This window comes from Stenotrophomonas maltophilia (assembly GCF_002799245.1).
GTDB classification, from domain to species: Bacteria; Pseudomonadota; Gammaproteobacteria; order Xanthomonadales; family Xanthomonadaceae; genus Stenotrophomonas; species Stenotrophomonas maltophilia_S.
This window is the reverse complement of the sequence record NZ_NEQV01000005.1, coordinates 90,528-113,633: the sequence shown is the minus strand read 5'-3', so window position 1 is coordinate 113,633 and position 23,106 is coordinate 90,528. Positions and strand designations below refer to the sequence as shown.

Below are 23,106 nucleotides of genomic sequence, written 5' to 3'. Positions count from 1 at the left end.
CGTCAAGACGATGGCGATGTGCACGGCATGCACCGCCCTTCCTGCGCCGGCCGCCGCAGCACCAGGCAGGACATACCGCTGCCGAGGACCGGGAGCGCCCCGGCCCATCACGTGCGGTGAAAGCAGGAGGGGACGGACGCCATGGCCTCCGTCCCCCGCTGCGGTTACTGCACCTGCGCCACGCTCGGTTGCTGCGGTGACTGCCCCCAGCCGCCCAGCGCCTTGTACACGCCCACTACGCTGACATTGACTTCAGACTCGGCCGCCGCCAACGCATCATCGGCCGCCAGCTGCGTGCGTTGCGCGTCCAGCAGGGTCAGGAAGTCTTCCGAGCCCTCGCGATAGCGGATCTGCGCCAGCGATTCGGCACGCCGTGCCGCCTGCGCCTGCTCGACCACGATCGCCAACCGGGCCTGCTGCTTGGAATAGCGGGTCAGCGCGTTCTCGGTGTCTTCCAGGGCCAGCAGTACGGCCTGCTCATACTGGGCCGCCACGCCTTCGGCTTCCGCCTTGCTGGCACGCAGGCGTGCACGCACGGTACCGAAGTCGAATGCTGCCCAGCTCAGCGATGGGGTCAGCGACCAGGCCTTGTTGTTGCCATTGACCAGGCCGCTGGCGTCGCCGCCGAGGAACCCGACGAAGCCTGACAGCGACAACCGCGGGAACAGGTCCGCCGTGGCCACGCCCACGCGTGCGGTCGCGGCAGCCAGGCGACGCTCGGCCACGCGCACGTCGGCGCGCTGGCGCAGCAGTTCGCGGGTATCGCCCAGCGGCAGTGCCTTGGCGAAGGCCGGTACGTCGTGCGGCGCGAGCATGTCGGTCAGCACTTCCGGGCGCTGGCCCAGCAGCACTGCCAGCCGGTTGCGCGACTGCGTTTCGGCCACTTCCAGCAGCGGAATATCCGCCTCGATCGCCTTCAGGCGGGCACGGCTGCTCTGCACATCCAGCTCGCTGCCTGCACCCAGTTCCCAGCGCGCCTCGGTCAGCTTCTGCGTATCGCGCAGGTTTTCCAGCGTGTGCTGGGCCACCGCGATGCGCTTCTGCGTACCGCGCAGCTCGAAGTAGTTGCGTGCCACTTCGGCGGCGACCAGTACCTGCGCGTCGGCCAGATTGGCCTGCTCGGCACCGAGGTCTGCGCGCGCGGCTTCTGCAGCACGGCGCTTGCGGCCGAACAGATCCAGCTCCCAGCCGGCGTCGAAGCCGAGCTGGTAGCTTTCACTGAACACCCGCTGCCCACCCAGCTGCGGATCGGGTTGCTTGCGGCGGTCGTAGCTGCCGCCTGCGGTGATGTGCGGCGCCTGGTCAAAGCGGCTTTCGACGAACACCGCGCGGGCCTGGCTGACGCGGGCCACGGCGACGCGAAGATCCAGGTTGTCCGACAGTGCGCCGTGCACCAGCTGTTCCAGCACCGGATCATCGAACTGCGCCCACCAGCTGGCCACCGGCGAGACGGTACTGAAGACCGGCTGCTGAGCGCTCTGCAGGACCACCGGTTCCTGCACCGGGGCCTTGTAGTTCGGGCCGACGCTGACACAGCCCGCCAGCACCAGGCTGGAGACGGCCATCGCCAACGTGCGGATCACCATGGCAGCACCTCGCCCAGGTAGGTGAAGCTGCCGTTCGGGCCTTCGTGGCCGATCAGCGCCATCTGCACGCTGGAGCGTGCGCCCTCGGCGATCTCGATTTCGCCCTGGCCACCGTTCATATCGGTTTTCACGTAACCCGGATGCACCGTGTTGACCTTGATCTGCGAGCTGCGCAGTTCATGTGCCAGGGCCAGCGTCCAGCTGTTCACCGCCGCCTTGGAGGCGTTGTAGGCCGGGATCTTGAAATCGTAGATGCCCGATGCCGGATCGGCGTGCAGGGTCTGCGAACCAAGGATGCTGGAGACGTTGACGATACGCCCGGCCTTGGCCTGCTGCAGCAGCGGCAGGAAGGCCTGGGTCACCGCGACCAGTGCATAGACGTTGGTGTCGAAGGTGCGGCGCCAGGTATCCAGCGACTGCTCCGACGGCAGCTGCGCCGGGTTCTCCAGCAGCACGCCGGCGTTGTTGACCAGGATGTCGAGGCGGCCGTGGCGTTCGCGCACCTGCTGCACGGCGTCGGCGATGCTGGCGCCGTCGGTGACGTCCAGCTGCAGCGCTTCCACCGGCAGGCCCTCGGCCTGCAGTTTCAGCGCCTGCTCCACGGCGGTCTCGCGCTTGCGGCCGGCCAGCAGCGTGTGCACGCCGGCCTGGGCCAGCTGGCGCACGGTCTCTGCGCCAATGCCGCGGGTGGCGCCGGTGACCAGCGCGATCTTGTTCTGATGGGTATTCATGGATGCATGCCTTGTGAGGGGAAAGCCGCCGCCGGCCAGTGACCGGCGGCGACGGGGTTCCATGTCAGTGGTGGATGGTCGGCTCGCCGTGCTGCACCAGCTGGCCACCACCGTTGCGGGTGACGAACTTGCGCAGGGCCACGTAGAACACCGGGGTGAGGAACAGGCCGAACAGGGTCACGCCCAGCATGCCGGCGAACACAGTGATACCGGTCACCGAGCGCACCTCGGCACCTGCACCGTGCGACAACACCAGCGGCACAGTGCCGGCGATGAAGGCAATGGAGGTCATCACGATCGGGCGCAGACGCAGACGGCAGGCTTCCAGCGCGGCTTCAACGATGCCCTTGCCGCCCATCTCCAGCTCTCTGGCGAATTCGACGATCAGGATCGCGTTCTTGCACGCCAGGCCCATCAGCACCACCAGGCCGACCTGCACGAACACGTTGTTGTCGCCACCGGTCAGCCACACGCCGAACAGCGCGGACAGCAGGGTCATCGGCACGATCAGGATCACCGCCAGCGGCAGCGACCAGCTCTCGTACAGCGCGGCCAGCACCAGGAAGGCCAGCATGATCGCCACGGGGAAGACGATGAAGGCCGCCTTGCCCTGGGTCGCCTGCTGGTAGCTCAGGTCGGTCCATTCGGTGGTCATGCCCACCGGCAGCACCTTGCCGGCGATCTCGGTCAGCTTGTTCATCGCCTCGGCCGAGGACAGCAGGCGCGGGTCGGCTTCACCGGCCAGGTCAGCCGCCGGATAGCCATTGAAGCGCAGCACCGGGTCCGGGCCGAAGGTCTGCTTGATGGTGACCATCGAACCGATCGGCACCATCTCGCCGCGGTCGTTGCGGGTACGCAGCTTGCCGATGTCCTCGACCGTCTCGCGGAACGGACCGTCTGCCTGGGCGATCACCTGCCAGGTACGGCCGAACTGGTTGAAGTCGTTGACGTAAGCCGAGCCGAGGTAGGTCTGCAGGGTGTCGAACAGCTCGGTGAGCTGCACGCCCTGCGCCTTGGCCTTGACGCGGTCCACCTCGGCATCCAGCTGCGGCACGTTGGCCTGGTAGCTGCTGATCGGGAACGCCATGCCCGGGGTCTGCGCAACGGTGCCCTGCATCGCCTGCACGGCATTCTGCAATGCGCCGTAACCCAGGTTGCCACGGTCCTCGATGAACATCTGGTAGCCGTTGCCGTTGCCCAGGCCGAGGATCGGCGGCGGCATCATCGCGAACGCGAAGCCCTCCTGCAGGCCCGCGATCTTCTGGTTGATCTCGGCGTTGATCTGCGCAGCGGTGCGGCCATGGCGCTCGGCGAATGGCTTGAGCGGAATGAACGCCACACCGGTGTTCGGCGTGTTGGTGAACTGCAGCGCGTTCAGGCCCGGGAACGAGATGGTGTGGGCCACGCCATCGGTTTCCTGGGCGATCTTGGCGACCTTGCGCAGCATTTCATCGGTACGTGCGATCGACGAACCTTCCGGCAGTTTCACACCGGCGATCAGGTACAGCTTGTCCTGGGTCGGGATGAAGCCCGGCGGCACCAGCTTGAAGATCACGCCGGTACCGACCAGCAGGATCGCGTAGACCACGAACACCGCGCCGCGACGGCCGAGGATGCGGGCCACGCCACGCTCGTACTTCTCCGAGCTGGACTTGAAGAAGCGGTTGAACGGACGGAACACCCAGCCGAACAGGCGGTCGATCAGGCGGCTCGGGCCGTCCTTCGGCGCACCGTGGGCCTTCAGCAGGCGCGCGGCCAGCGCCGGCGACAGGGTCAGCGAGTTGATCGCCGAGATCACGGTGGAAATGGCGATGGTGACCGCGAACTGCTTGTAGAACTGGCCGGTGACACCGGACAGGAACGCCATCGGCACGAACACGGCACACAGCACCAGCGCGATCGCCACGATCGGGCCGGAGACCTCGCGCATGGCCTGGTGGGCCGCTGCGGTGGGCGACAACCCTTCCTCGATGTTGCGTTCGACGTTCTCCACCACCACGATCGCGTCATCGACCACGATGCCGATCGCCAGCACCAGGCCGAACAGGCTCAGCGTGTTGATCGAGAAGCCCAGCAGGTACAGCGCGGCGAAGGTACCCACCACCGACACCGGCACCGCGATGAGCGGGATGATCGAAGCACGCCAGGTCTGCAGGAACAGGATCACCACCAGCACCACCAGCGCGATGGCTTCCAGCAGCGTGGAGACCACGGCCTTGATCGAGTCGCGCACGAAGATGGTGGTGTCATACACCGCTTCGTACTTCACGTCGGCCGGCATGGTCTTCTGCATCTCGTCCATCGTGGCGATGACCGAGTCACGGATCTCCAGCGCATTGGCACCGGGCGACTGGAAGATACCGATACCGACCGCGTTCTTGCCATCCAGCTGCGAACGCAGGGTGTAGTCGCCCGCGCCCAGTTCCAGGCGGGCCACGTCGGCCAGGCGCACGATCTCGCCATCGGTGCCGCTCTTGAGCACGATGTCGCCGAATTCCTTTTCGGTCTTCAGCCGGCCCTGGGCATTGATCAGGGTCAGGAACTTGCTGTCCGGCAGCGGTTCGGCGCCGAGCTGGCCGGCCGACACCTGCACGTTCTGCTCGCGCATGGCGCGCACCACGTCGCTGGCGGTCAGGCCGCGCGAGGCCACCTTGTCCGGGTCCAGCCAGGCGCGCATGGCGTAGTCGCCGCCACCGAAGATCTGCGCATCACCCACGCCCGGAATACGCGCCAGCGCATCCTTGACGTGCAGGCGGGCGTAGTTGCGCAGGTACAGGGTGTCGTACTTTCCTTGCGGCGAGGTCAGGTGCACCACCATCAGGAAGGTCGGTGACTGCTTCTGCGTGGTCACGCCCTGCCGGCGCACATCCTCGGGCAGACGCGCCTGTGCCTGCGCCACGCGGTTCTGCACTTTCACCGCCGCCGCGTCCGGGTCGGTGCCCGGGCGGAAGGTAACGGTCATCTGCAGCACGCCGTCCGAGCCGGCAACCGACTTCAGGTACATCATGCCTTCAACGCCGTTGATGGCTTCTTCAAGCGGCGTGGCGACGGTCTCGGCGATGACCTTGGGGTTGGCGCCCGGATACACCGTGCGCACGACCACCGATGGCGGCACCACTTCCGGGTACTCGCTGATCGGCAGGATTGGAATCGTGATCAGGCCTGCGGCGAAGATCACGATCGACAGCACCGCCGCGAAGATCGGCCTGTCGATGAAGAAACGGGAAAAGTCCATGGAGGAATTCCTGGGAAAGGCATTCGGCGGGCAACAGCCACCCTGCCCCTCGCCAGGATGACGAAGGCAGGGAAGGCTGCCGCTGGCGCCGGCAGCTAAGCGGGGACGCGGATCAGGAGACGGCGGATCAGTGCTTCAGGGCGGCGGTGGCATCACGGCCCGGTGCCGGCGCGGCCTGCGGCTGCATCGCCACGGCCTTGGCCTGCACCGGCATGCCCGGCATGAAGACCTTCTGCACGCCGTCGATGATCACCTTGTCGCCGGCGGCCAGGCCGTGCTCGACAATGCGCAGGCCATCGGCGGTGCGGCCGAGCTGGATGTCGCGGCGCTGGGCCTTGCCATCCTTGTCGACCACGTAGACGTACTTGCGGTCCTGGTCGGTCAGCACGGCCTTGTCATCGATCAGCATGGCCTGGAACTGGCCGCTGCCGAGCAGCTGCACACGGGCGAACAGGCCCGGCGTGAACTGGCGGTCGGCGTTGTCCAGCAGCGCGCGGACACGGATGGTGCCGGTGCTGCGGGCCACCTGGTTGTCGAGGAAGTCGACCTTGCCCGCATGCGGGTAGCCCTCTTCACCGGACAGGCCGACCTTCACCGGCAGCTCGCTGTCACGCTCGCTCGGGCGCTCGCCCTTGCGTGCCATCTGGGCGTAGCGCAGGAAGGTGCTTTCGTCGGCGTCGAAGTAGACGAACACGGTGTCCAGCGAGACCAGCGTGGTCAGCACACTGGCGCTGTCACCCGCGGTGACCAGGTTGCCGGCGGTGACCATCGCGCGGCCGGCACGGCCGTCGATCGGTGCACGCACCTTGGTGAACTCCAGGTTGAGGCGGGCGGCATCCACCGCCGCCTGCGCAGCCTGCACGGCCGCACCGGACTGGTCAGCAGCGGCACGACGCTGCTCGGCGGTCTCGGTGGAGATCGCCTGCTGCTCGGACAGCCGCTTGGCACGCTCGGACTCGCTGCGCGCCAGCGTGGCCTGGGTACGTGCCCGGGCCAGTTCGGCGGCGGCGCGATCGTACTCGGCCTGGTAGCTGCGCGCGTCGATGGTGAAGAGCACTTCGCCCTTCTTCACTTCCTGGCCTTCGACGTAGTTGACCTTGTCGATGTAGCCGGACACGCGTGGGCGCAGTTCAACGCTCTGTACCGCTTCGACGCGGCCGCTGAACTCGTCCCATTGGCTGACCTGCTTGACCAGCACCGGCGCGGCGCTGACCTGCGGCGGCGGCGGTGCACCGGCTTCTTCGGCATGGCCGCCGCTGCAGGCCGCAAGCACGGCCGCGGCGAGGATCGACACGCCGACCATCGCGATGCGATGGCCGAAACGATGTGGGGTGGTATTGGGGGAAGTCATGGCATGCATCCGTACGGAGGGGTGGTACAGCTATATGAAAACGTGTTGCAGAAATCGGCGGCGCATACTGCGACCTCAACCATGGTCGAGGTCAAGCGACGCCTGCGGTATCGCGCCACAGTGGGGGGACATCCAGGTGCAGCAGGCCGCGCGGCAGTTCGGCATCGCTGCTGTCGCAGCGGACGATGGCGCGGTTGTCACGGCAGCCATCAAGCAGGGAGACCACGCGACGGCCCACCAGCAACGAGCTCGGCCACTCGATGCAGGCATTGGCCGCGTTGGCCGGGGTGCATACCGGGCTGCAGACTTCCAGCATCTGCGCGCGCACGCCCAGCGCCTGCGCCTCCTGGTGCACCACCTGCGCATACATGCGCAGCGCGGCGGTGGTGATCGAGGTCTCGCCATAGCCCGCCCAGGGCTTGGCGTTGGCCGGGCTGCCGATCATCACGTAGCGGCGCGCATGCACGTTGTCCTGCAGCAGCGGCAGCAGGTGGCGCACTGCGTGCACGTGCGGCATCAGGTCGGCCTGCATCGCCGCCAGCAGCTCATCGCCGTTGCGGTCCGTCACCCGGCCGCGACGGTAGGGGCCCCCCATTGCCGCGATCACCGCCGCCAGCGGACGCGGGCGCTGCGTGACGCGTTCGGCCAAGGTACGTGCCGAACCGTCATCGCTGAGCGAGCCCAGCAGCGTCTCCAGGCCGGGCTCATCGGCGAACTGTTCATGCAGCGCGGCCAGCCGGCCCGGATCGCGGCCGACCACCAGCACGGGGCTGCCAGCCTCCAGCAGTGCGCCCACCACGCCCTGGCCGACGGCACCGGTGCCGCCCAGGACCAGGACTTCGGGCGTCAGTATCCCATTCACGGGACATTTCCTCCCAAATCCGGGATAGTCCCGATTCGACGCAGGCGGTCGCCCTTGTGCGGGACCAGGCGGATTGCACCGCCACGCTGCTGACGCATGGGCGCGGTAAACTCACGGAAGTCCTTGTGTACCAAGGAACTCGGACGGGCTTCGACGGTCATCGCCTGGTCCAGGGTGTTCTGGCCGGCGTTCCGGAGTCGGGCAAGAATGTTGCGCAGGCTCATAGCGGACGGGCTCCAATTAACGAATGGCGCCACGATAGACCTCAAACCTTTACTTGATTAGTCCTGATTAAGGGGAATAATCATCCCGCTCCCGGTCCAATCGTTCTGTCACGATTGTCCCATCCCCGACGTCCAGGATCCCCGACCATGTCCCACGATCTCAACGAGACGCTGATCTTCGTCAAAGTGGTTGAGCAGGGCAGCTTCATTGCCGCTGCCAAATCGCTCGGCCTGCCCAAGACCACGGTCAGCCGCAAAGTGCAGGAACTGGAAACGCGCCTGGGCGCGCGACTGCTGCACCGGACCACCCGCCGCCTCGGCCTGACCGAAGCCGGCTCGATCTATCACGAGCATTGCCAGCGCATCGCGCGCGAGCTTGAAGAAGCCGAAAGCGCGGTGAGCCAGTTGCAGTCGGGCCCGCGCGGCTGGCTGCGCTTCACCGTGCCCTATTCGATCGGCATCACCTGGATCGCTCCGCTGCTGGGCCAGTTCCATGCGCAGTATCCAGAGATCCGTCTGGACATGCACATGGGCAACGAGAAGCTGGACCTGATCGCCGGCGAGGCGGACCTGGCGCTGCGTGTCGGCGCCCTGCCCGATTCCAACCTGGTCGCACGCAAGCTGGGCAGCCTGCGCACCCAGGTGTTCGCCAGCCCGGCCTACATCGAGCGCTACGGCGAGCCGCTGCATCCGGAAGAGCTGCAGTTCCATCGCATCCTGGCGATGCGCAAGCCGTACCACACCGGCAATTCGCCGCGCTTCACCTGGCAGCTGGGCGAGAACGGTGGCGAGCTGCGCGACTTCCCGGTCACCCCGTTGATGACTGCCAATGACATGTCCGCACTGAACGGCGCACTGGTGTGCGGCGAAGGCCTGCTGTTGACCGGCGACGTGATGGCCAAGCCATTCGTCGAATCGGGCATGGTGCGCCGCGTGCTGGCTGGCTGGACCGGCCCGGAAGTGGATTTCAACGCGGTGTTCGCAGGTGGCCGCCTGGTTTCGCCGAAGGTGCGTGCATTCGTCGACTTCCTGGTCGAGAAGCTCAACTTCGACGCCAACTACATGCTGGCTCAATGCCCGGGCGCGAAGCTGGCGCAGCAGCAGAAGGCGCAGGAAGATGCGGCGCTGGAAAGCAGCGGCAAGCGCATCCTGGAGAAAGTGGCCGCTTCGGCGGCGTAACGGGCTTTTGCAGCCTCGAGCCATGCTCGACTGCGCTTCGGCTGGATGCGGGCCCTGGTCGGCTCGGCGACAAGCGCGAAGTCGAGCATGGCCTGCCTCTACACGTGCTGTGCCAGCACGTGCTCGATCAGCGCGCGCAGTTTCGGTTCGGCCTGGCGACGGCTGGGGTAGTACAGGAAGAAGCCGGCGAAGCGCGGGCAATACGCATCGAGCACGGACACCAGTTCGCCGCGCTGCAGCCAGGGCCGCCAGGTCTCTTCCATGCCGATGGCCAGGCCCGCTCCGGCCAGGGCCAGCCGGACCATCACGCCCATGTCGTTGCTGGTGATTTCCGGCTGCACATCGACGCTGAACTCACGTCCCCGCTCTTCGAATTCCCACCGGTAGGGTGCCCTGCCCGGCGCGCTGCGCCATCCGATGCAGCGGTGGGCGCCCAGCTCCCGTGGGTGCGACGGCAGCGCGTGGGCATCGCGATAGCCCGGCGAGCACACCACCCGCTGGCGCTGCCGCGCCGATACCGGCACCGCCACCATGTCCTGGGCAATGACCTCGCCCAGCCGCACGCCAGCATCGAATCCCGCACCGACAATATCGAACTCGTCATCGGTGACGGTGATGTCCAGCTGCAACGCGGGATAACGTGCAGCAAAAGCGGCCAGCATCGGGCCCGCCAGGAACGCCTCGGCAATCGATGACACCGCGAGCCGCAACTGCCCGGACACCGCTCTCTGGCGGCGCACGCTGGCCTCCAGCGCAGTGCCCAGTTCCGCCAACGCAGGCCTGATCGACGCCAGTAGCGCCTGCCCCGCATCGGTGAGGCTGACGCTGCGTGTGGTGCGCATTACCAGGGCAGCACCCAACGATTGTTCCAGCCTGGCGATGGTCTGGCTGACCGCCGAGCGGGTCACGCCCAGCTGCTGGGCCGCACCGGTGAAGCTGCGACAGTCGGCCACCCGCTGGAAGACGGCCAGGGCATTGAGATCGACAGCCATTGGTTAGATGTACTGAACAAGGCGATCAGGAGTCGCCATCTTATCGCGACACGAGGTGCCGTCTACCGTGGCTGCACCGGGCGCCGCCCGGCTTCCCCGTCCCTTCAAGAGCACTGCCATGAGCCCCTCCCGAACCATCCTGATCACCGGCGCCTCCAGCGGCATCGGCGCCGGCATCGCCCGCTCCCTCGCCCAACCCGGCGCACGCCTGGTACTGGGGGCCCGTCGCGTGGATCGACTGCAGGCGCTGGCCGACGAACTTCGCCTGCAGGGCGCCGAGGTGCTGGTACAGGCGCTGGATGTGACCCGGCGCGCGCAGGTCGAGGCCTTCGCCGAGGCCGCACGACGGCACTTCGGTTCGATCGACGTCATCGTCAACAACGCCGGCGTGATGCCGCTGTCGCTGATGTCCTCGCTGAAAGTGGAGGAGTGGGACCGGATGATCGACGTGAACATCCGTGGCGTGCTGTACGGCATCGCCGCCGTGCTGCCCGGCATGATCGCGCAGCGCAGCGGGCAGATCATCAACATCGCCTCGGTCGGCGCGCTGTCGGTGGTACCGACCGCAGCGGTGTACTGCGCGACCAAATACGCGGTGCGCGCACTCTCCGACGGTCTGCGCCAGGAGCACCGCGAACTGCGGGTGACCTGCATCCATCCCGGCGTGGTGGAAAGCGAGCTGGCCGACAGCATCACCGATCCTGCTGCCGCCGAAATGATGGTCGGTTACCGCGCCATCGCCCTGCAGCCGGATGCGATCGGGCGCGCGGTGCGGTTTGCGATCGAACAGCCTGCGGATGTGGATGTGAATGAGATCGTGGTGCGGCCGACCGCGACCCGGTAGATGCCGACCTTGGTCGGCGCTGTTCGGGAAAGCCGCGCACCGGAGCCACCATCGGCGTGCCGAGCAACGCTCGGCACCTACAGAAATGCCGCCTGCAAGGGCGGCATTTTCGTTCCGGCTGCGCCGGGCTTCCGGTAGATGCCGACCTTGGTCGGCGCTGTTCGGAAAAGCCGCGCACCGGAGCCACCATCGGCGTGCCGAGCAACGCTCGGCACCTACAAAAATGCCGCCTGCAAGGGCGGCATTTTCGTTCCGGCTACGCCGGGCTTCCGGTAGATGCCGACCTTGGTCGGCGCTGTTCGGAAAAGCCGCGCACCGGAGCCACCATCGGCGTGCCGAGCAACGCTCGGCACCTACAAAAATGCCGCCTGCAAGGGCGGCATTTTCGTTCCGGCTGCGCCGGAACCGCAATAACGCTATGCGTTATTGCTTGAGCGGAATCACCCGAATCTCGACGCGGCGGTTCTTGGCACGGCCGGCATCGGTGCTGTTGTCGGCAATCGGATACGACTTGCCGGCGCCCAGCGTTTCGATACGCACGCTCTGCACGCCCTGGCCGATCAGGTACTGCGCGACCGAGTCGGCGCGCTCCTTGGACAGGCGGTTGTTCACCGCATCGCTGCCGATGCTGTCGGTATGGCCGACCACTTCGATCATGGTCTGGTTGTAGTCACGCAGGGTGCCAGCCACGCCGTTGAGCGAGCCATAGAACTGCGGCTTCAGGGTCGACTTGCCGAAGTCGAAGGTGATGCCGTCCGGCAGGTTCAGCATGATGTTGTCGCCCTGGCGCTGCACATCGATGCCGGTGTTGGCGGTGCGCTCGCGCAGTGCACGTTCCTGGCGATCCTGGTACTGGCCGACGGCGGCGCCGCTGAGCGCACCGATACCGGCGCCAATCAGCGCGTGCTGGCGACGCTCGGTGGCGCTGTCGCCGGTCAGCAGGCCGGCGGCCACACCAATCGCGGTACCGATCAGCGCATTGCGGCCTGTGCGGTTCTGCTGCTCGGTCGGGTTGCCGTACTGGTCACTCTGCACGTAGGAGCCGCCGGTGGCGCAGGCCGACAGGACGGCCGCACTCATCAGGGCCAGTGCGACGTTGCGGGTGGTGTTGCGGATCATGAGGTTCTCCTTGGTTTCCGGTCGGGCCGGCGGCTTGCGGGCGCAAAGAGGATAAACAGCCAAATGCGATGTCGGGATGATGATCCGGCCCGCCGACAGGCCCGCGTTCAGCTAACTGACCGGATCGTGCAGGTCACCCTTTACCCCGTCCCCGTCTGGCGATATGCCGCCAGCGCAGCATCGCGGCCAACGGCCAGGTCCACCAGCGGCGTGCGTGGATAGTCAGGCGCGTGCGCGGCCAGCAGCAGCGGATGCTGCCACGGTGCGAAGCGGGCCTTCACCGGCAACGCCGCCAGTTCGGGCACCCAGCGGCTGATGTAGCGTGCCTGCGGGTCGAACTTCTCGGCCTGGGTGACCGGATTGAACACGCGGAAGTACGGCGCGGCATCGGCACCGGTTCCGGCCACCCACTGCCAGCCCATCGTGTTGTTGGCGAGATCGGCATCGACCAGGGTGTCCCAGAACCAGCGTGCGCCGTGCAGCCAGTGCGCGCGCAGGTGCTTGCACAGGTAACTGGCGACGATCATCCGCACCCGGTTGTGCATGTAGCCGGTCTGCCACAGCTCGCGCAGGCCGGCATCGACGATCGGCACGCCGGTGTTGCCGCGTTGCCAGTCATGCAGCTGTGCTGCCGTGGGCGTGGCCCACGGGAAACGGTCGAAGCGCGGGTTGAGGTTGTCGGTCGGCGTCTTCGGGAAGTGGTGCAGCAGGTGGTAGGCGAAGTCACGCCAGCCCAGCTGCCTCAGGTAGCCATCGATGTCGGCGTCGGTGCCGGCACTGCGCAGCCCCTCCAGCGCATGGGCGATGCGCCAGGGCGCGATCTCGCCGAAATGCAGGTGCGGCGACAGCCGAGAGGTACCGACCCGGTCTGGCAGGTCACGCTGCTCGCGGTATCCGCGCAGCGCACCGTCCTCGAACACGGACAGCGCCTCCAGCGCACCGGCTTCACCCGGCTGCCAGTGCTCCCAGAAGCCGGTGTCCCAATCCAGCGCGGGCGCCAGCAGCAGCGCGTCCAGCGCGAGGCTGTCGATCGTGTGTGCCGGCAGCTTCTCCGGGGCGGCCTGCGGTGCGGGCAGGCGCCAGTGGCTGAGCACGTTGCGCCAGTACGGGGTGAATACCTTGTACGGCTGTCCCTGCTGGGTCGCGATGTCCCAGGGCTCGAACAGAAGGCTGCCATTGCAGCTCTGCGCATCGATTCCCAGTTCGCGCAGCGTGCGCTTGATGGTGGCATCGCGTGGTTGCGTGGCCGGCTCGTACTTGCGGTTCCAGTACACGGCTTCGGCGCCGGTCTGTTCGATCAGGGCCTGCAGCGTCGGCAGGCTGTCACCGCTGCGCAGCACCAGCGAGGAGCCCCGCGTGCGCAGGTCGGCATCCAACGCGGCCAGTGACCGGTGCCGCCATGCATCGGAGGCTGCGCCCGGCGCCCACTCACCTTCTTCATGCGGCGCGTGGATGTAGACCGGCACCACCTCGTGACCCGCATCCAGCGCGGCCTGCAGGGCCGGATTGTCCTGCAGCCGCAGATCACGGCGGAACCATACCAACGCTACCGACACAGACATCGCCCTGGTTGTTGAAGGCGCACATGATAGCCAGCAGCTGTGAAGTGGAGTGAAGCCTGCCGCGGCGCGCGGCGCGTCATGGCGGCTTCAAGGCGTGCACCAGGCGCGTCTGCACTGCTCCACATCATGCCCTTAGCGATCACCGCGCGAGGGCGCTGTCCCGTCACGGATCGGCCGCTGCCACGTGGCGCAGAGCATATGTGCCAGCGGCACCAGTATCGGCAGCCCCAGCAAGCCCACCAGGGCCCAGCCGGTCAGACGACCGAACAACAGGCCGACCATCAGGCTTGCCAGGCACAGCGCAACACCCACCCCGGCCCCCACCCGCGCGCCCCACGGCGAGCCACGCAGGGTAAGGCCGTTGAGCAGGAATGCACCCGTCAGCCACCAGAAACCCAGCAGGCCGATGCCTGCCAGCACGGTCCCCACCAGCGTCGGCATCCGGTCCGGATGATCATTGGGCTGCAACAGCACCAACAGGCCGAAGCCATCCAGCAAGGTCACCGGAATCGCCAGCAACAGCAGCTCCAGCACCAGCAGGGTGGCCCCGGCGCCACGTACCCATGTCGATCCACCCATCCACGCTGCCTCCGGGGATTGAGCGGCGATCATATACCGCCGGAGGGCGCCGGCCCGGTCAGGAACCCGGGCGCGCGTCGAAGCGTTGCATCGCTTCGCTGATCAGCGCCCGCGCTTCGGCGGCGTTGCCCCAGCCGTTGAGCTTCACCGGGTTGCGCCCGGCCGGCAGGTCCTTGTAGACCCGGAAGAAGGCCTCGATGCGCTGGCGCTCGATCTCCGGCAGATCCGCCAGGTCGCGGACGTTGGCATAGGTCGGGTCGACCTTGTCGGTTGGCACGCCGATGATCTTCTCGTCATGCTCGCCGCCATCGACCATTTTCAGGTAACCGATCGGCCGGAAACGCACGATCACGCCCGGATGCAGGGGCTCGCGGGTCAGCACCAGCGCATCCAGTGGATCGTTGTCACCGGCCAGCGTGCGCGGCATCGAGCCATAGTTGGCCGGATAGGCGACCGGCATCGACTGGAAGCGGTCCACATGCACCAGGCCGTCTTCCTTGATTTCGTACTTGGTGAAGCTGCCGGCCGGAATCTCCACCGCCAGATTCACCTCCTGCGGCGCCTGCTTCGGCTGGGCCACCAGGAACGGATGCAGCACGGTATCGGCAGCGGTCACCGCGCTGGCCAGCAACAGCAGGGCGCCGCCGATGGCAGCGAGAGGAAGGATGCGGCGGGGCGTGGTCATCGGCGTCTCCTCATTCCCAGCAGCGGTCGGCACGACCCTTGGCGGTCTGCGCACGCGGGCAGTCGCGCGGTGCGATGCGGCCTTCGGTCAGCTCCGTGCGCTGCTTTCCACCCTTGGCATCGCGGCGCAGTTCGAAGGCATCGTAGAGACGGCCGGTCACGGTGCGCGCTTCATAGCGCAGATGCTGCGGGTCGATGTCCAGCACCTGGAACAGCTGGGTGTCCTCGGCCACCGGATCCATGGTCTTTCGCGCTTCGTCGGAAAGGCGGTACTGCTTGGGTCCCGCCACGGTCACCACATACTGCGGCGTTGCGGCCTGCCCCTCGCCACGACGTCCATAGGTGTGATCGTGGCCCTGCAGCACCAGGTCGACGTTGTGGCGGCGTACCACCGGCAGCAGCACGTCACGCAGTGCAGCGTTCTCGCGGCCTTCGCGCGGCGAATAGAACGGCTGGTGCAGCAGCACGATGGTCCACGCCTGCCGATTGCCGGCCAGTACCTTGTCCAGCCACTGCGCCTGTGCCTTGGCCGTGCCGAGATCGAGTGCCGAGGTACCGTCAAGCACCACCACGCGCGCACTCTGCGCATCGAACCAGTAGCTGGTCTGCTGTGCGGCGGCAGCACCATTGCCCGGCAACGCGAACGTCACCGGCCAGTGGCGGCCGAGCACGCGGCGCTCCTGCGGGGTGTCCTCGAACTCCTCGAAGTATTCGTGGTTGCCGATCGCCGGCGCCACCAGCGTTTCCTGCGCAAGCCAGCCGGCGGCGGCGAACCATTCGCCCCACTCACTGTCGTCCATGTTGTCGCCACCGCTGACCAGGTCGCCGGCGAACAGGCTCACTCGCGCCTGCGGTGCAGCCTTCTGCGCGGCACGCACCACGCGGCTGACATGGCTGACGTTCTTGTTCTGGGTGTCGCCGAAGTACAGCAGGGTCAGCGGCTGATCGGCGCCGGCCAGCGTGCGCAGCTGGTTCCAGGCGCTCCAGCTGCCATTGCCCTGCACACGGTAGACGTACTGGGTATCCGGCTGCAGGCCATCGATATCTGCACGATGGTGGTGCGACAGACCGTTTTCGGTCTGCAGCGCGCGGGTCGTCGCACGCACCTGGCGGATGCCTTCGATGGCCGGCGAATCTGCGGCCGGCGCGATCTCCAGCAGCGGCGCCTGCACGCTGCCATCGGTGCGCCAGGCCACGGCGAAAGCATGACTGGCATCGGCCGACGGCGAGGCGACGATGCGGTCCGGCACCGTTGTCGCTGCGTAGTGGCGGCTACCCGCCGGCACCTGGGTATTCGGTTCGGCCGCCGCGAACGACAGCGACGGCAGCGCCAGCAGCAGGCCAAGCGCCAACGCGCGCATCACGCATTGCCCACTCATGCGCCACACTCCAGCGGCAGCGCCAACTGCTTGGCGATGCTTTCCCAGTCGAAGGCCACCACGCCCTGGTCGTCGTGCACGGCATAGAGCGCACCGTGCGGGAAGCGCGCGCTGGGTTGCTGCATCATCCAGATACCATCAGTGTTGGCCACGGTATTGCCCTGGAACGCGCCGACCGGCTTCAGCGTGTGCCGGTCGAACAGGTGGAACACGCTGCGCTGCTTGCCCTGTTCGGTGGTGATCCACCAGCCATCCTTGCCGCAGGTGCGCAGGGTCACGCCTTCGGCCTGGGCCTTGAACACGTCGCGGCCGAACGTGGTGCCGGTGAAGCGGCCCGCCAGGGTATAGACCTTGAACTCGCTGGCGTAGCTCTCGTCCTCTTCGGCGATCAGCAGCCGATCGTTGTCCGGGTCGCCCCAGATCGATTCGACCACGCGCAGCGCCCCCGCCTCGGTGGTGTCTCCGATGTTGGCCACCCGCTTCGCCTCGACCCTGGCACCGTCACGGGTCACGTGGTACTGGCGCACGCGCTTGTCCAGTTCGGCCAGCGGCGGCAGGATGTCATTGCCTTGCGCATCCTCGCCGTTGTCCCAGGAATCGGTGACGTAGACGCTGTAGCCATCGGCACGGCGGTCGACCCACAGCCCGTACGGCTTGCGCAGGTCGTCCGCAGCGAACGTCGCCAGCGGCGCGAAGTCCGGCAGGCTCAGTACCTGGACGCGGTGATTGTCGCGCTCCACGATCCACAGCAGGTCGTCGGTCACCGCGATGCCGTTTGGGCGGTCGAACTGCCCAGGTGCGGTGCCGCTGCTGCCGACGTCACGCAGGTGCTGGCCGGTGCTGCCGTCGTAGATCACCAGCTTGTCGGTGGCCTTGGCGGTGGCGATCAGCCACAGCGCGCCATCCGGTGCGCGCCAGGCCGCCGGCGAGTCGATATTGTCGGCCGGGGTCATCGGCGAAAGGAAGGCTTCGGCGATGGTGGTCACCACGCGCTCGCCACTGGCGGCCGGCGCGGCCGCTCCCGCAACCGGATCGTTGCCGGTGGCCGGCGTGCAGCCGGCAACCAGCGTGAGGGCCAGCGCCGCGGCCAGGACAGCAATGCCACGCGCCATCACAGTGCCACCTTCAGGCCCAGCGCATAGGTGCGGCCGTACTCTTCCATCTGCAGGGTGCGCGAACGGGTGCCCTGGTACAGCTCCAACGGCTTGTCCAGCAGGTTCTGCGCTTCGAAGTACACGCTCACGCGCGGGGTGAACTTGTAGTCCAGCGAGAAATCGAGCTGGGTGTTGGGTGCCACGTAGATGTCGAATGCGCGGCCCTTGCCGATGCTGTCCAGGTACTCGCTGCGGTACACGGCCGCCAGGCGCGTGCTTACACCGTATTTTTCATAGCCGATGTGTGCGCTGTAGACATGCTTGGAGGCGCGCGGCAGCGTGAAGTCCTCGCCCGCACGGTCCTTGATGCCGGCATCGAAACTGGTATCCAGCCAGGTGCCGCTGGCACCGACCAGCAGGCCATCCAGGCCGTCCGGCAGGAAGGCCAGCTGCTGCTGCCAGTTGAATTCCGCACCCCGCACGGTGGCCTTGCGACCGTTGATCGGCTGGGTCACGTCAAACCCGCCGTAGGCCGGATCGTTGGTACGCACGGTTTCCACGATGTAGCCATCGATCGACTTGTGGAACAGGCCCAGCGAAACGATGCCGCTGCTGCCGATGTACTTCTCCACCGACAGGTCGATGTTCTTCGACTCGTACGGATCCAGCTCCGGGTTGCCCAGGCGCACTTCCTCGTCACCCCGGCTGTAGCCCACGCGCGGCGAGACGTCGCCGAAGGACGGGCGCGATATGGTCTTGTTGGCCGAGGCGCGCAGCACCCAGTCATCGGCGGCGTCATAGCGCAGGTGCAGGCCCGGCAGCACATTGGTGTAGCTGCTGTTGGCCACGCGCGGGGTGACGGTGAAGCCACGGCCGTCGGCAGCCACGTCCACCTGGTTGCCGACCGCCTTGAAGCGGGTGTTTTCCACGCGCACGCCGCCGATGATGCGCAGCGCACCTACGTCCCAGGTACCCATGGCGTAGCTGGCGAAGATGTCTTCGCTGGCCACATAGTCCTCTTCCAGCGAGGTCATCGCGTTGCCACCTGCGTCCTGCGGACGGGCGCTGTACTGGCCGCCATTGGCCGCCCAGAAGGCACGCATCGCGGCCGAATCCATGCCGTCGCCGAGGTTGCCGTGGCGGTGTTCGGGCGAGGAGGTGGTCCAGCTCGACAGTGCCACCTTCGGGCCGACACGCAGTTCGCGCTCATCCACATTCACGTCGCGGTCGCGCCAGCGGCCCAGCAGGCCGAACTTGATGCTGCTGCTGTCGCCGTCGAAGCGCACGTTGACCTGTGCGCTGTGCTCCTTGTCGTTCACCTGCTTGGGCGAGAGCACGAAGCGGTCAAACGCGTAGTTGCTGTTGTCCAGCCACTGCGGATTGTCGAAGCTGTAGCTGGGCAGGCGGCTGCTCTGGTCCAGGGTGCCGTTGAAAGCCTTGCCGTTGAGCTTGAAGCGCGCCTCCATCTCGTCGTTCACGCGCTCTTCGGTACGGGTGTAGCCGATGCGGTAATCGACCACGGCATTGGTCAGCTTGTTCTCGCCACCGAGACTGGCCGCGAAGGTGTTTTCCTTCTTGGTGCGGTAGCGCATGCGCTTGTCGATCGAATCCTTCGGCATGCCATCCAGGCGGTACTGGTCGGTGACGGTCCTGACCATCTTCGCGTCGTCGAAGTTGAAGATCACGCGCTGGCGGGTCTCCGCATCGTCGAACTGGCTGTACAGCGTGCGCAGGTAGTACTTGCTGTCTTCGTTGGGGCGCCAGTCGAGGTTGAGGTTGGCGCCGATGCGCTTGCGCTCGATCTCGTACTTGCGGTGCTGCAGGTTGATCGCGGTCACGTCACCGGGGACGGCATCGTCCTCACCGTCGTACTCTACTTCGGTGTTGTCCGACTCGAACCTGCGCTTCTGGTAATTCACTCCCAGCGCTACGCCGAACGTGTCGTTGAACACTTCGCTGTAATTGAAGGCGGCCTTGGGGCTGGTCTCGCCGGACAGCTGCTGGTGGCTGCCCTCGATCTTGCCGCGCAGGCTGCGACCGTCACGGTCGAAGGCCGAAGCCGATTCCACCAGCACGGCACCACCGATGGCATCACCCGGCATGTCCGGGGTCGGCGACTTGACCACGCGCAGGCGCTCGGTGGAGTCGGACGGGATCACGTCCAGCGGCGCGGCACGGCTGGAATCTTCCGGGGTACCGACGGCAATGCCATCCACGCTGACGCTGTTGAGATTGGCATCCAGGCCGCGAATGACCACGAAGCGACCTTCGCCCTGGTCGCGGGTCACGCTGACGCCCGGCAGGCGCTGCAGTGATTCGGCGACGTTCTTGTCCGGGTACTGGCCCAGGGCATCGGAGGACACCGCGTCCTCGATGGCGTCGCTGCTGCGCTTGAGGTCGACCGCGCGGATCTGCGATTCGAGCTGGGCGCGCACTTCGATGCGATCCAGGTCGACCGCGTCGGCAGCCACGGCGCCGGTGGCGGCTACCGCCTGCTGCCCGGCTGCCTGCAGCGGTGCTGCGGCCCCCATCGCCAGGGTCAGGGTGATGGCAACGGCCAACGGAGTCTTGATATGCACTGGGAATCCCCATTCCTGTTAAGAATGGGTCTGCACGGTATGTCCGCAAGGTTGCATGGCCGTGACATGCATCTGCACATTTCATGTACGGCGGCTCCGGCCCGGTTTGGGATTCGACACGCCAATCCGGCAAAATGGCGCCCTCTCTCCCCTTTTCCCCCTTCCCGACCATGAAGATCGTCGAAGTGCGCCACCCGCTGGTGCAGCACAAGATCGGCCTGATGCGCAATGCTGCGCTCAGCACCAAGGATTTCCGCGAACTGGCCAACGAGCTGGGTACGCTGCTGGCCTACGAGGCCACCGCCGACCTGGACACCGAGCCGCACACCCTGCCCGGTTGGGCCGGCCCGGTCACCGTGCAGCGCATTGCCGGCGCCAAGATCACCGTGGTGCCGATCCTGCGTGCCGGCCTGGGCATGCTCAGCGGCGTGCTGTCGCTGATCCCGGCAGCCCGCGTCAGCGTGGTCGGCCTGCAGCGCGATGAAGAAACCCTGCAGCCGGTGCCCTACTTCGAGCGCCTGACCGGCCGCCTGGAAGAGCGCGACGCGCTGATCCTGGACCCGATGCTGGCCACCGGCGGCACCCTGATCGCCACCATCGACATGCTCAAGCGCGCCGGCGCCCGCCGCATCAAGGGCATCTTCCTGGTGGCCGCGCCGGAAGGCATCGACGCGGTCAAGGCGGTGCACCCGGACGTGGAGATCTACACCGCGGCCATCGATGCCCAGCTCAACGACAAGGGCTACATCCTGCCGGGCCTGGGCGATGCCGGCGACCGCATCTTCGGTACCCGCGTCGGTTGATCCGGTGAACCGGGGTCAGATCCCTCTCTTGTCGAGAGGGATCCGACCCCGTGTTTGCTGGGGTCAGATCCCTTTCGCCACGAAAGGGCTCTGACCCCAAGCGCGGTCCTACAGGCCGGCCGCGAACGCTTCCAGCTGGCCGATGACGGTATTCCAGCCGTCGAAGAAGCCCAGCTGCTCATGCTGGTCCCGCAGGGCCTTGTCCGGGTGCATCACCCGCGCGGTGTAGCGACAGCCCTGCCCCTCGTCCTCCATCGTGATGATGGCAGTGAAGCCCAGCCAGGGTGACTGCGGTCGCCAGCCCGCACCCAGCATCGAGGTGAACACCAGGCGCTGCTCCGGCACGATCTCCAGGAAACTGCCCGGATTGTCACTGCTGCCGCCATCCGGGCCCTGCATGAAGGTGTGGAAGGCCCCGCCGGGGCGCAGGTCGAATGCACGCACCTCGGTTGTCCACGGCTTCGGGCACCACCACTGGCGCAGCAGTTCCGGGTCGGTCCAGGCCCGCCACAAGGCCGCGCGCGTTGCGTCCAGCACGCGGGTGATGACCAGATCGGTGTCGGGGTTGCTACCTGCGTCTGCGGCCATGGGCCTGCTCCTGTCGGTGAAGGGATTCGACGAAATCGGCCATGCGGTCGGTGCGCGCTTCCCATGCGGCACGCTGCCCGGCCAGCCATTGCTCGGCCTGGCCCAGCCGCGCCGGCACCAGTTCGCAGGTGCGTATGCGCCCCTGCTTGTGGCTGCGCACCACGCCGCTGCGTTCCAGCACGGCCAGATGCTTCATCAGCGAGGGCAAGGCCATCTCGAACGGCTCGGCCAGCATCGACACCGTGCGCGGCCCCTGCCCCAGCGCAGCCACGATTGCGCAACGGGTCGGGTCGGCCAACGCCTGGAAGATTTCCTGGATTGCGGGATCATACTTACCCATATGGCTAAGTAATACGCTGATCTGAACCGCGGTGCAAGCGGGCGTGGACATGCCGCGATTCTTCACGTGGCCTTGCCAGCCGGAAGCGAATGCTCCGCGCACCCGCCACCGCTTGGAGCACCCTGATGAAAGCCTCTTTCCTGCTGGCCGCCGCCCTGCTGGTCGGCCTGCCCCTGGCTGCCAGCGCCACCACCCCGCAGCAGCAGCGCATGGCCGAATGCTCGGCCAAGAACAAGGGCTTGAAGGGTGATGCCTACAAGACCGCGCAGAGTTCCTGCCTCAGCGGCCACGCCGCCGAAACCAAGGCGGTCAATCCGCAGCAGGAACGCATGCGCAAGTGCAATGCCGATGCGGGCGCCAAGAAGCTGGCCGGTGATGCGCGCAAGACCTTCATGAGCAGCTGCCTGAAGTCGTCGTAACGGCGCCTCATTGATGTGGAGCCGAGCATGGGCTCGGCTCTACATTCATCCCAGCGCGCGCGCCTTCAACTCGCCCTGTTCGTGCAGGGTCACGAAACGTCCCTTGTCATCACGGCCCAGCTGCGCCAACGCCACCTGCGGGTCGTGGGTGAAGAACAGCCGCACGTTGCGCGCCAGCTTATCCTCCAGGAACTGCCGCTTCTCGTCGATCAGCAATTCGGCATTGCGGTCGTAACCCATGGTGATCGGCACGTGCACCCATGAACGCCCTGGAATCAGGTCGGCACAGAACACCACGCCACCGTGCGCACTCTCGCCGGCATGCGCGTGACCGACGATCTCGGCCAGCATCAGCCCCGGCGTATGCCCGTCGCTGTAGCTGAAGCGCACGCTGCGGCCGAGCGCCTTCGAGTACTCCCCGTCCACCACTTCCAGGCGACCACTGGCCTGCAGCAGGCCGGGCAGCTCCGGAATGAAACTGGCCCGATCACGCGGGTGCGGCTGCACGGCGCGCTGCCAGTGCTGCGCACCGACCACATAGGTTGCGTTGGGGAACAGCAACTCGGGCTCACGCCCTTCGCTCCATGCCGCCAGCAGGCCACCGGCATGATCGAAGTGCAGGTGGCTGAGCACGACGACATCGATGTCCTCATGCTCGAAGCCCGCTTCGCGCAACGAATCGATCAGCACGTGCTGGCTTTCCTGCACGCCGTAGCGCTCACGCATGCGCGGATCGAAGAACGCCCCGATACCGGTTTCAAACAGCACCGTCTTGCCTTCCAGCGGGCTGGCAAGCAGCGCACGGCAGGCCAGCTCGATGCGGTTGAGCTCGTCCGGTGCCGCCCATTTTTCCCACAACGCACGCGGTGCGTTGCCGAACATCGCGCCGCCATCGAGGCGCTGCGAGTTTCCACGAATAGACCAGAGTTTCATGCGTCAATTATCGACGCCGGCTC

General features: G+C 66.7%; 21 protein-coding genes. 4 read left to right on the top strand and 17 right to left on the bottom strand.

Annotated features, from left to right (window positions below; all coding sequences use genetic code 11):
- Window positions 1-164: 164 nt before the first annotated feature.
- From B9Y64_RS15345 to B9Y64_RS15320, 6 genes are all read right to left on the bottom strand, one after another.
- Window positions 165-1,586, bottom strand: coding sequence for an efflux transporter outer membrane subunit (locus tag B9Y64_RS15345; protein ID WP_100441453.1), 1,422 nt, complete (start codon window positions 1,584-1,586; stop codon window positions 165-167).
- Window positions 1,580-2,317: an SDR family oxidoreductase gene (locus B9Y64_RS15340; protein WP_049445446.1), complete on the bottom strand. Its 738-nt coding sequence runs from the start codon at window positions 2,315-2,317 to the stop codon at window positions 1,580-1,582. Before B9Y64_RS15340 ends, B9Y64_RS15345 begins: the two co-directional genes overlap by 7 nt.
- 64 nt (window positions 2,318-2,381) lie before the next feature.
- Window positions 2,382-5,552 carry an efflux RND transporter permease subunit gene (locus B9Y64_RS15335; RefSeq protein WP_100441452.1) on the bottom strand — a complete coding sequence of 1,057 codons (3,171 nt, stop codon included), beginning with the start codon at window positions 5,550-5,552 and terminating at the stop codon, window positions 2,382-2,384.
- 127 nt (window positions 5,553-5,679) lie between these two features.
- Window positions 5,680-6,903 (bottom strand): efflux RND transporter periplasmic adaptor subunit, encoded by a 1,224-nt coding sequence (locus tag B9Y64_RS15330; RefSeq protein WP_100441451.1) that lies wholly within the window; start codon window positions 6,901-6,903, stop codon window positions 5,680-5,682.
- Window positions 6,904-6,994: 91 nt separating this feature from the next.
- Window positions 6,995-7,765, bottom strand: a complete 771-nt coding sequence (locus tag B9Y64_RS15325; RefSeq protein WP_100441450.1) for an SDR family NAD(P)-dependent oxidoreductase — start codon at window positions 7,763-7,765, stop codon at window positions 6,995-6,997.
- Entirely contained in the window at window positions 7,762-7,989 is a 228-nt protein-coding gene (locus B9Y64_RS15320) for a hypothetical protein (protein WP_100441449.1), read from the bottom strand. The genes B9Y64_RS15325 and B9Y64_RS15320 overlap by 4 nt, the downstream gene beginning before the upstream one ends.
- A 147-nt stretch (window positions 7,990-8,136) precedes the next feature.
- Here B9Y64_RS15320 and B9Y64_RS15315 point away from each other — a divergent pair, with 147 nt between their 5' ends.
- Window positions 8,137-9,168: a LysR family transcriptional regulator gene (locus tag B9Y64_RS15315; protein WP_005416157.1), complete on the top strand. Its 1,032-nt coding sequence runs from the start codon at window positions 8,137-8,139 to the stop codon at window positions 9,166-9,168.
- A gap of 98 nt (window positions 9,169-9,266) precedes the next feature.
- Here B9Y64_RS15315 and B9Y64_RS15310 read toward each other — a convergent pair whose 3' ends face one another.
- Complete coding sequence (locus B9Y64_RS15310) at window positions 9,267-10,160, bottom strand: LysR family transcriptional regulator (RefSeq protein WP_100441448.1); 894 nt, start codon at window positions 10,158-10,160, stop codon at window positions 9,267-9,269.
- A 118-nt stretch (window positions 10,161-10,278) separates the two neighbouring features.
- On the opposite strand from B9Y64_RS15310, the gene B9Y64_RS15305 reads away from it, so the two are divergent.
- Entirely contained in the window at window positions 10,279-11,004 is a 726-nt protein-coding gene (locus B9Y64_RS15305) for an SDR family oxidoreductase (RefSeq protein ID WP_100441447.1), read from the top strand.
- A gap of 423 nt (window positions 11,005-11,427) precedes the next feature.
- On the opposite strand, the gene B9Y64_RS15300 is transcribed toward B9Y64_RS15305, so the two are convergent.
- The 7 genes from B9Y64_RS15300 to B9Y64_RS15270 all read right to left on the bottom strand — a co-directional run bounded on the left by B9Y64_RS15300 (window position 11,428) and on the right by B9Y64_RS15270 (window position 19,952).
- Window positions 11,428-12,123, bottom strand: a complete 696-nt coding sequence (locus B9Y64_RS15300) for an OmpA family lipoprotein (protein WP_010484399.1) — start codon at window positions 12,121-12,123, stop codon at window positions 11,428-11,430.
- 140 nt (window positions 12,124-12,263) lie between these two features.
- Entirely contained in the window at window positions 12,264-13,679 is a 1,416-nt protein-coding gene (locus B9Y64_RS15295) for a cryptochrome/photolyase family protein (RefSeq protein ID WP_162292382.1), read from the bottom strand.
- Window positions 13,680-13,817: 138 nt separating this feature from the next.
- Complete coding sequence (locus B9Y64_RS15290; protein WP_100441445.1) at window positions 13,818-14,264, bottom strand: hypothetical protein; 447 nt, start codon at window positions 14,262-14,264, stop codon at window positions 13,818-13,820.
- Between the two features lie 58 nt (window positions 14,265-14,322).
- Window positions 14,323-14,949 (bottom strand): inorganic diphosphatase, encoded by a 627-nt coding sequence (locus tag B9Y64_RS15285; RefSeq protein ID WP_100441444.1) that lies wholly within the window; start codon window positions 14,947-14,949, stop codon window positions 14,323-14,325.
- Window positions 14,950-14,959: 10 nt separating this feature from the next.
- Window positions 14,960-16,327, bottom strand: coding sequence for a purple acid phosphatase family protein (locus B9Y64_RS15280; protein ID WP_100441443.1), 1,368 nt, complete (start codon window positions 16,325-16,327; stop codon window positions 14,960-14,962).
- Window positions 16,324-17,439 (bottom strand): phytase, encoded by a 1,116-nt coding sequence (locus B9Y64_RS15275; protein ID WP_100441442.1) that lies wholly within the window; start codon window positions 17,437-17,439, stop codon window positions 16,324-16,326. The genes B9Y64_RS15280 and B9Y64_RS15275 overlap by 4 nt, the downstream gene beginning before the upstream one ends.
- On the bottom strand, window positions 17,439-19,952 hold the full coding sequence (locus B9Y64_RS15270) for a TonB-dependent receptor (protein ID WP_413482108.1): 2,514 nt from the start codon (window positions 19,950-19,952) through the stop codon (window positions 17,439-17,441). Before B9Y64_RS15270 ends, B9Y64_RS15275 begins: the two co-directional genes overlap by 1 nt.
- Window positions 19,953-20,170: 218 nt before the next feature.
- Here B9Y64_RS15270 and upp point away from each other — a divergent pair, with 218 nt between their 5' ends.
- Entirely contained in the window at window positions 20,171-20,803 is a 633-nt protein-coding gene (upp, locus tag B9Y64_RS15265; RefSeq protein WP_049457648.1) for a uracil phosphoribosyltransferase, read from the top strand.
- Window positions 20,804-20,911: 108 nt separating this feature from the next.
- Here upp and B9Y64_RS15260 read toward each other — a convergent pair whose 3' ends face one another.
- Window positions 20,912-21,391 carry an SRPBCC family protein gene (locus B9Y64_RS15260; RefSeq protein ID WP_100441440.1) on the bottom strand — a complete coding sequence of 160 codons (480 nt, stop codon included), beginning with the start codon at window positions 21,389-21,391 and terminating at the stop codon, window positions 20,912-20,914.
- Window positions 21,372-21,731 carry an ArsR/SmtB family transcription factor gene (locus tag B9Y64_RS15255; RefSeq protein WP_100441439.1) on the bottom strand — a complete coding sequence of 120 codons (360 nt, stop codon included), beginning with the start codon at window positions 21,729-21,731 and terminating at the stop codon, window positions 21,372-21,374. Before B9Y64_RS15255 ends, B9Y64_RS15260 begins: the two co-directional genes overlap by 20 nt.
- Window positions 21,732-21,856: 125 nt before the next feature.
- On the opposite strand from B9Y64_RS15255, the gene B9Y64_RS15250 reads away from it, so the two are divergent.
- Complete coding sequence (locus B9Y64_RS15250; RefSeq protein ID WP_100441438.1) at window positions 21,857-22,150, top strand: PsiF family protein; 294 nt, start codon at window positions 21,857-21,859, stop codon at window positions 22,148-22,150.
- 45 nt (window positions 22,151-22,195) lie between these two features.
- Here B9Y64_RS15250 and B9Y64_RS15245 read toward each other — a convergent pair whose 3' ends face one another.
- Window positions 22,196-23,083: an MBL fold metallo-hydrolase gene (locus tag B9Y64_RS15245; RefSeq protein WP_019338337.1), complete on the bottom strand. Its 888-nt coding sequence runs from the start codon at window positions 23,081-23,083 to the stop codon at window positions 22,196-22,198.
- Between the last annotated feature and the right edge of the window lie 23 nt (window positions 23,084-23,106).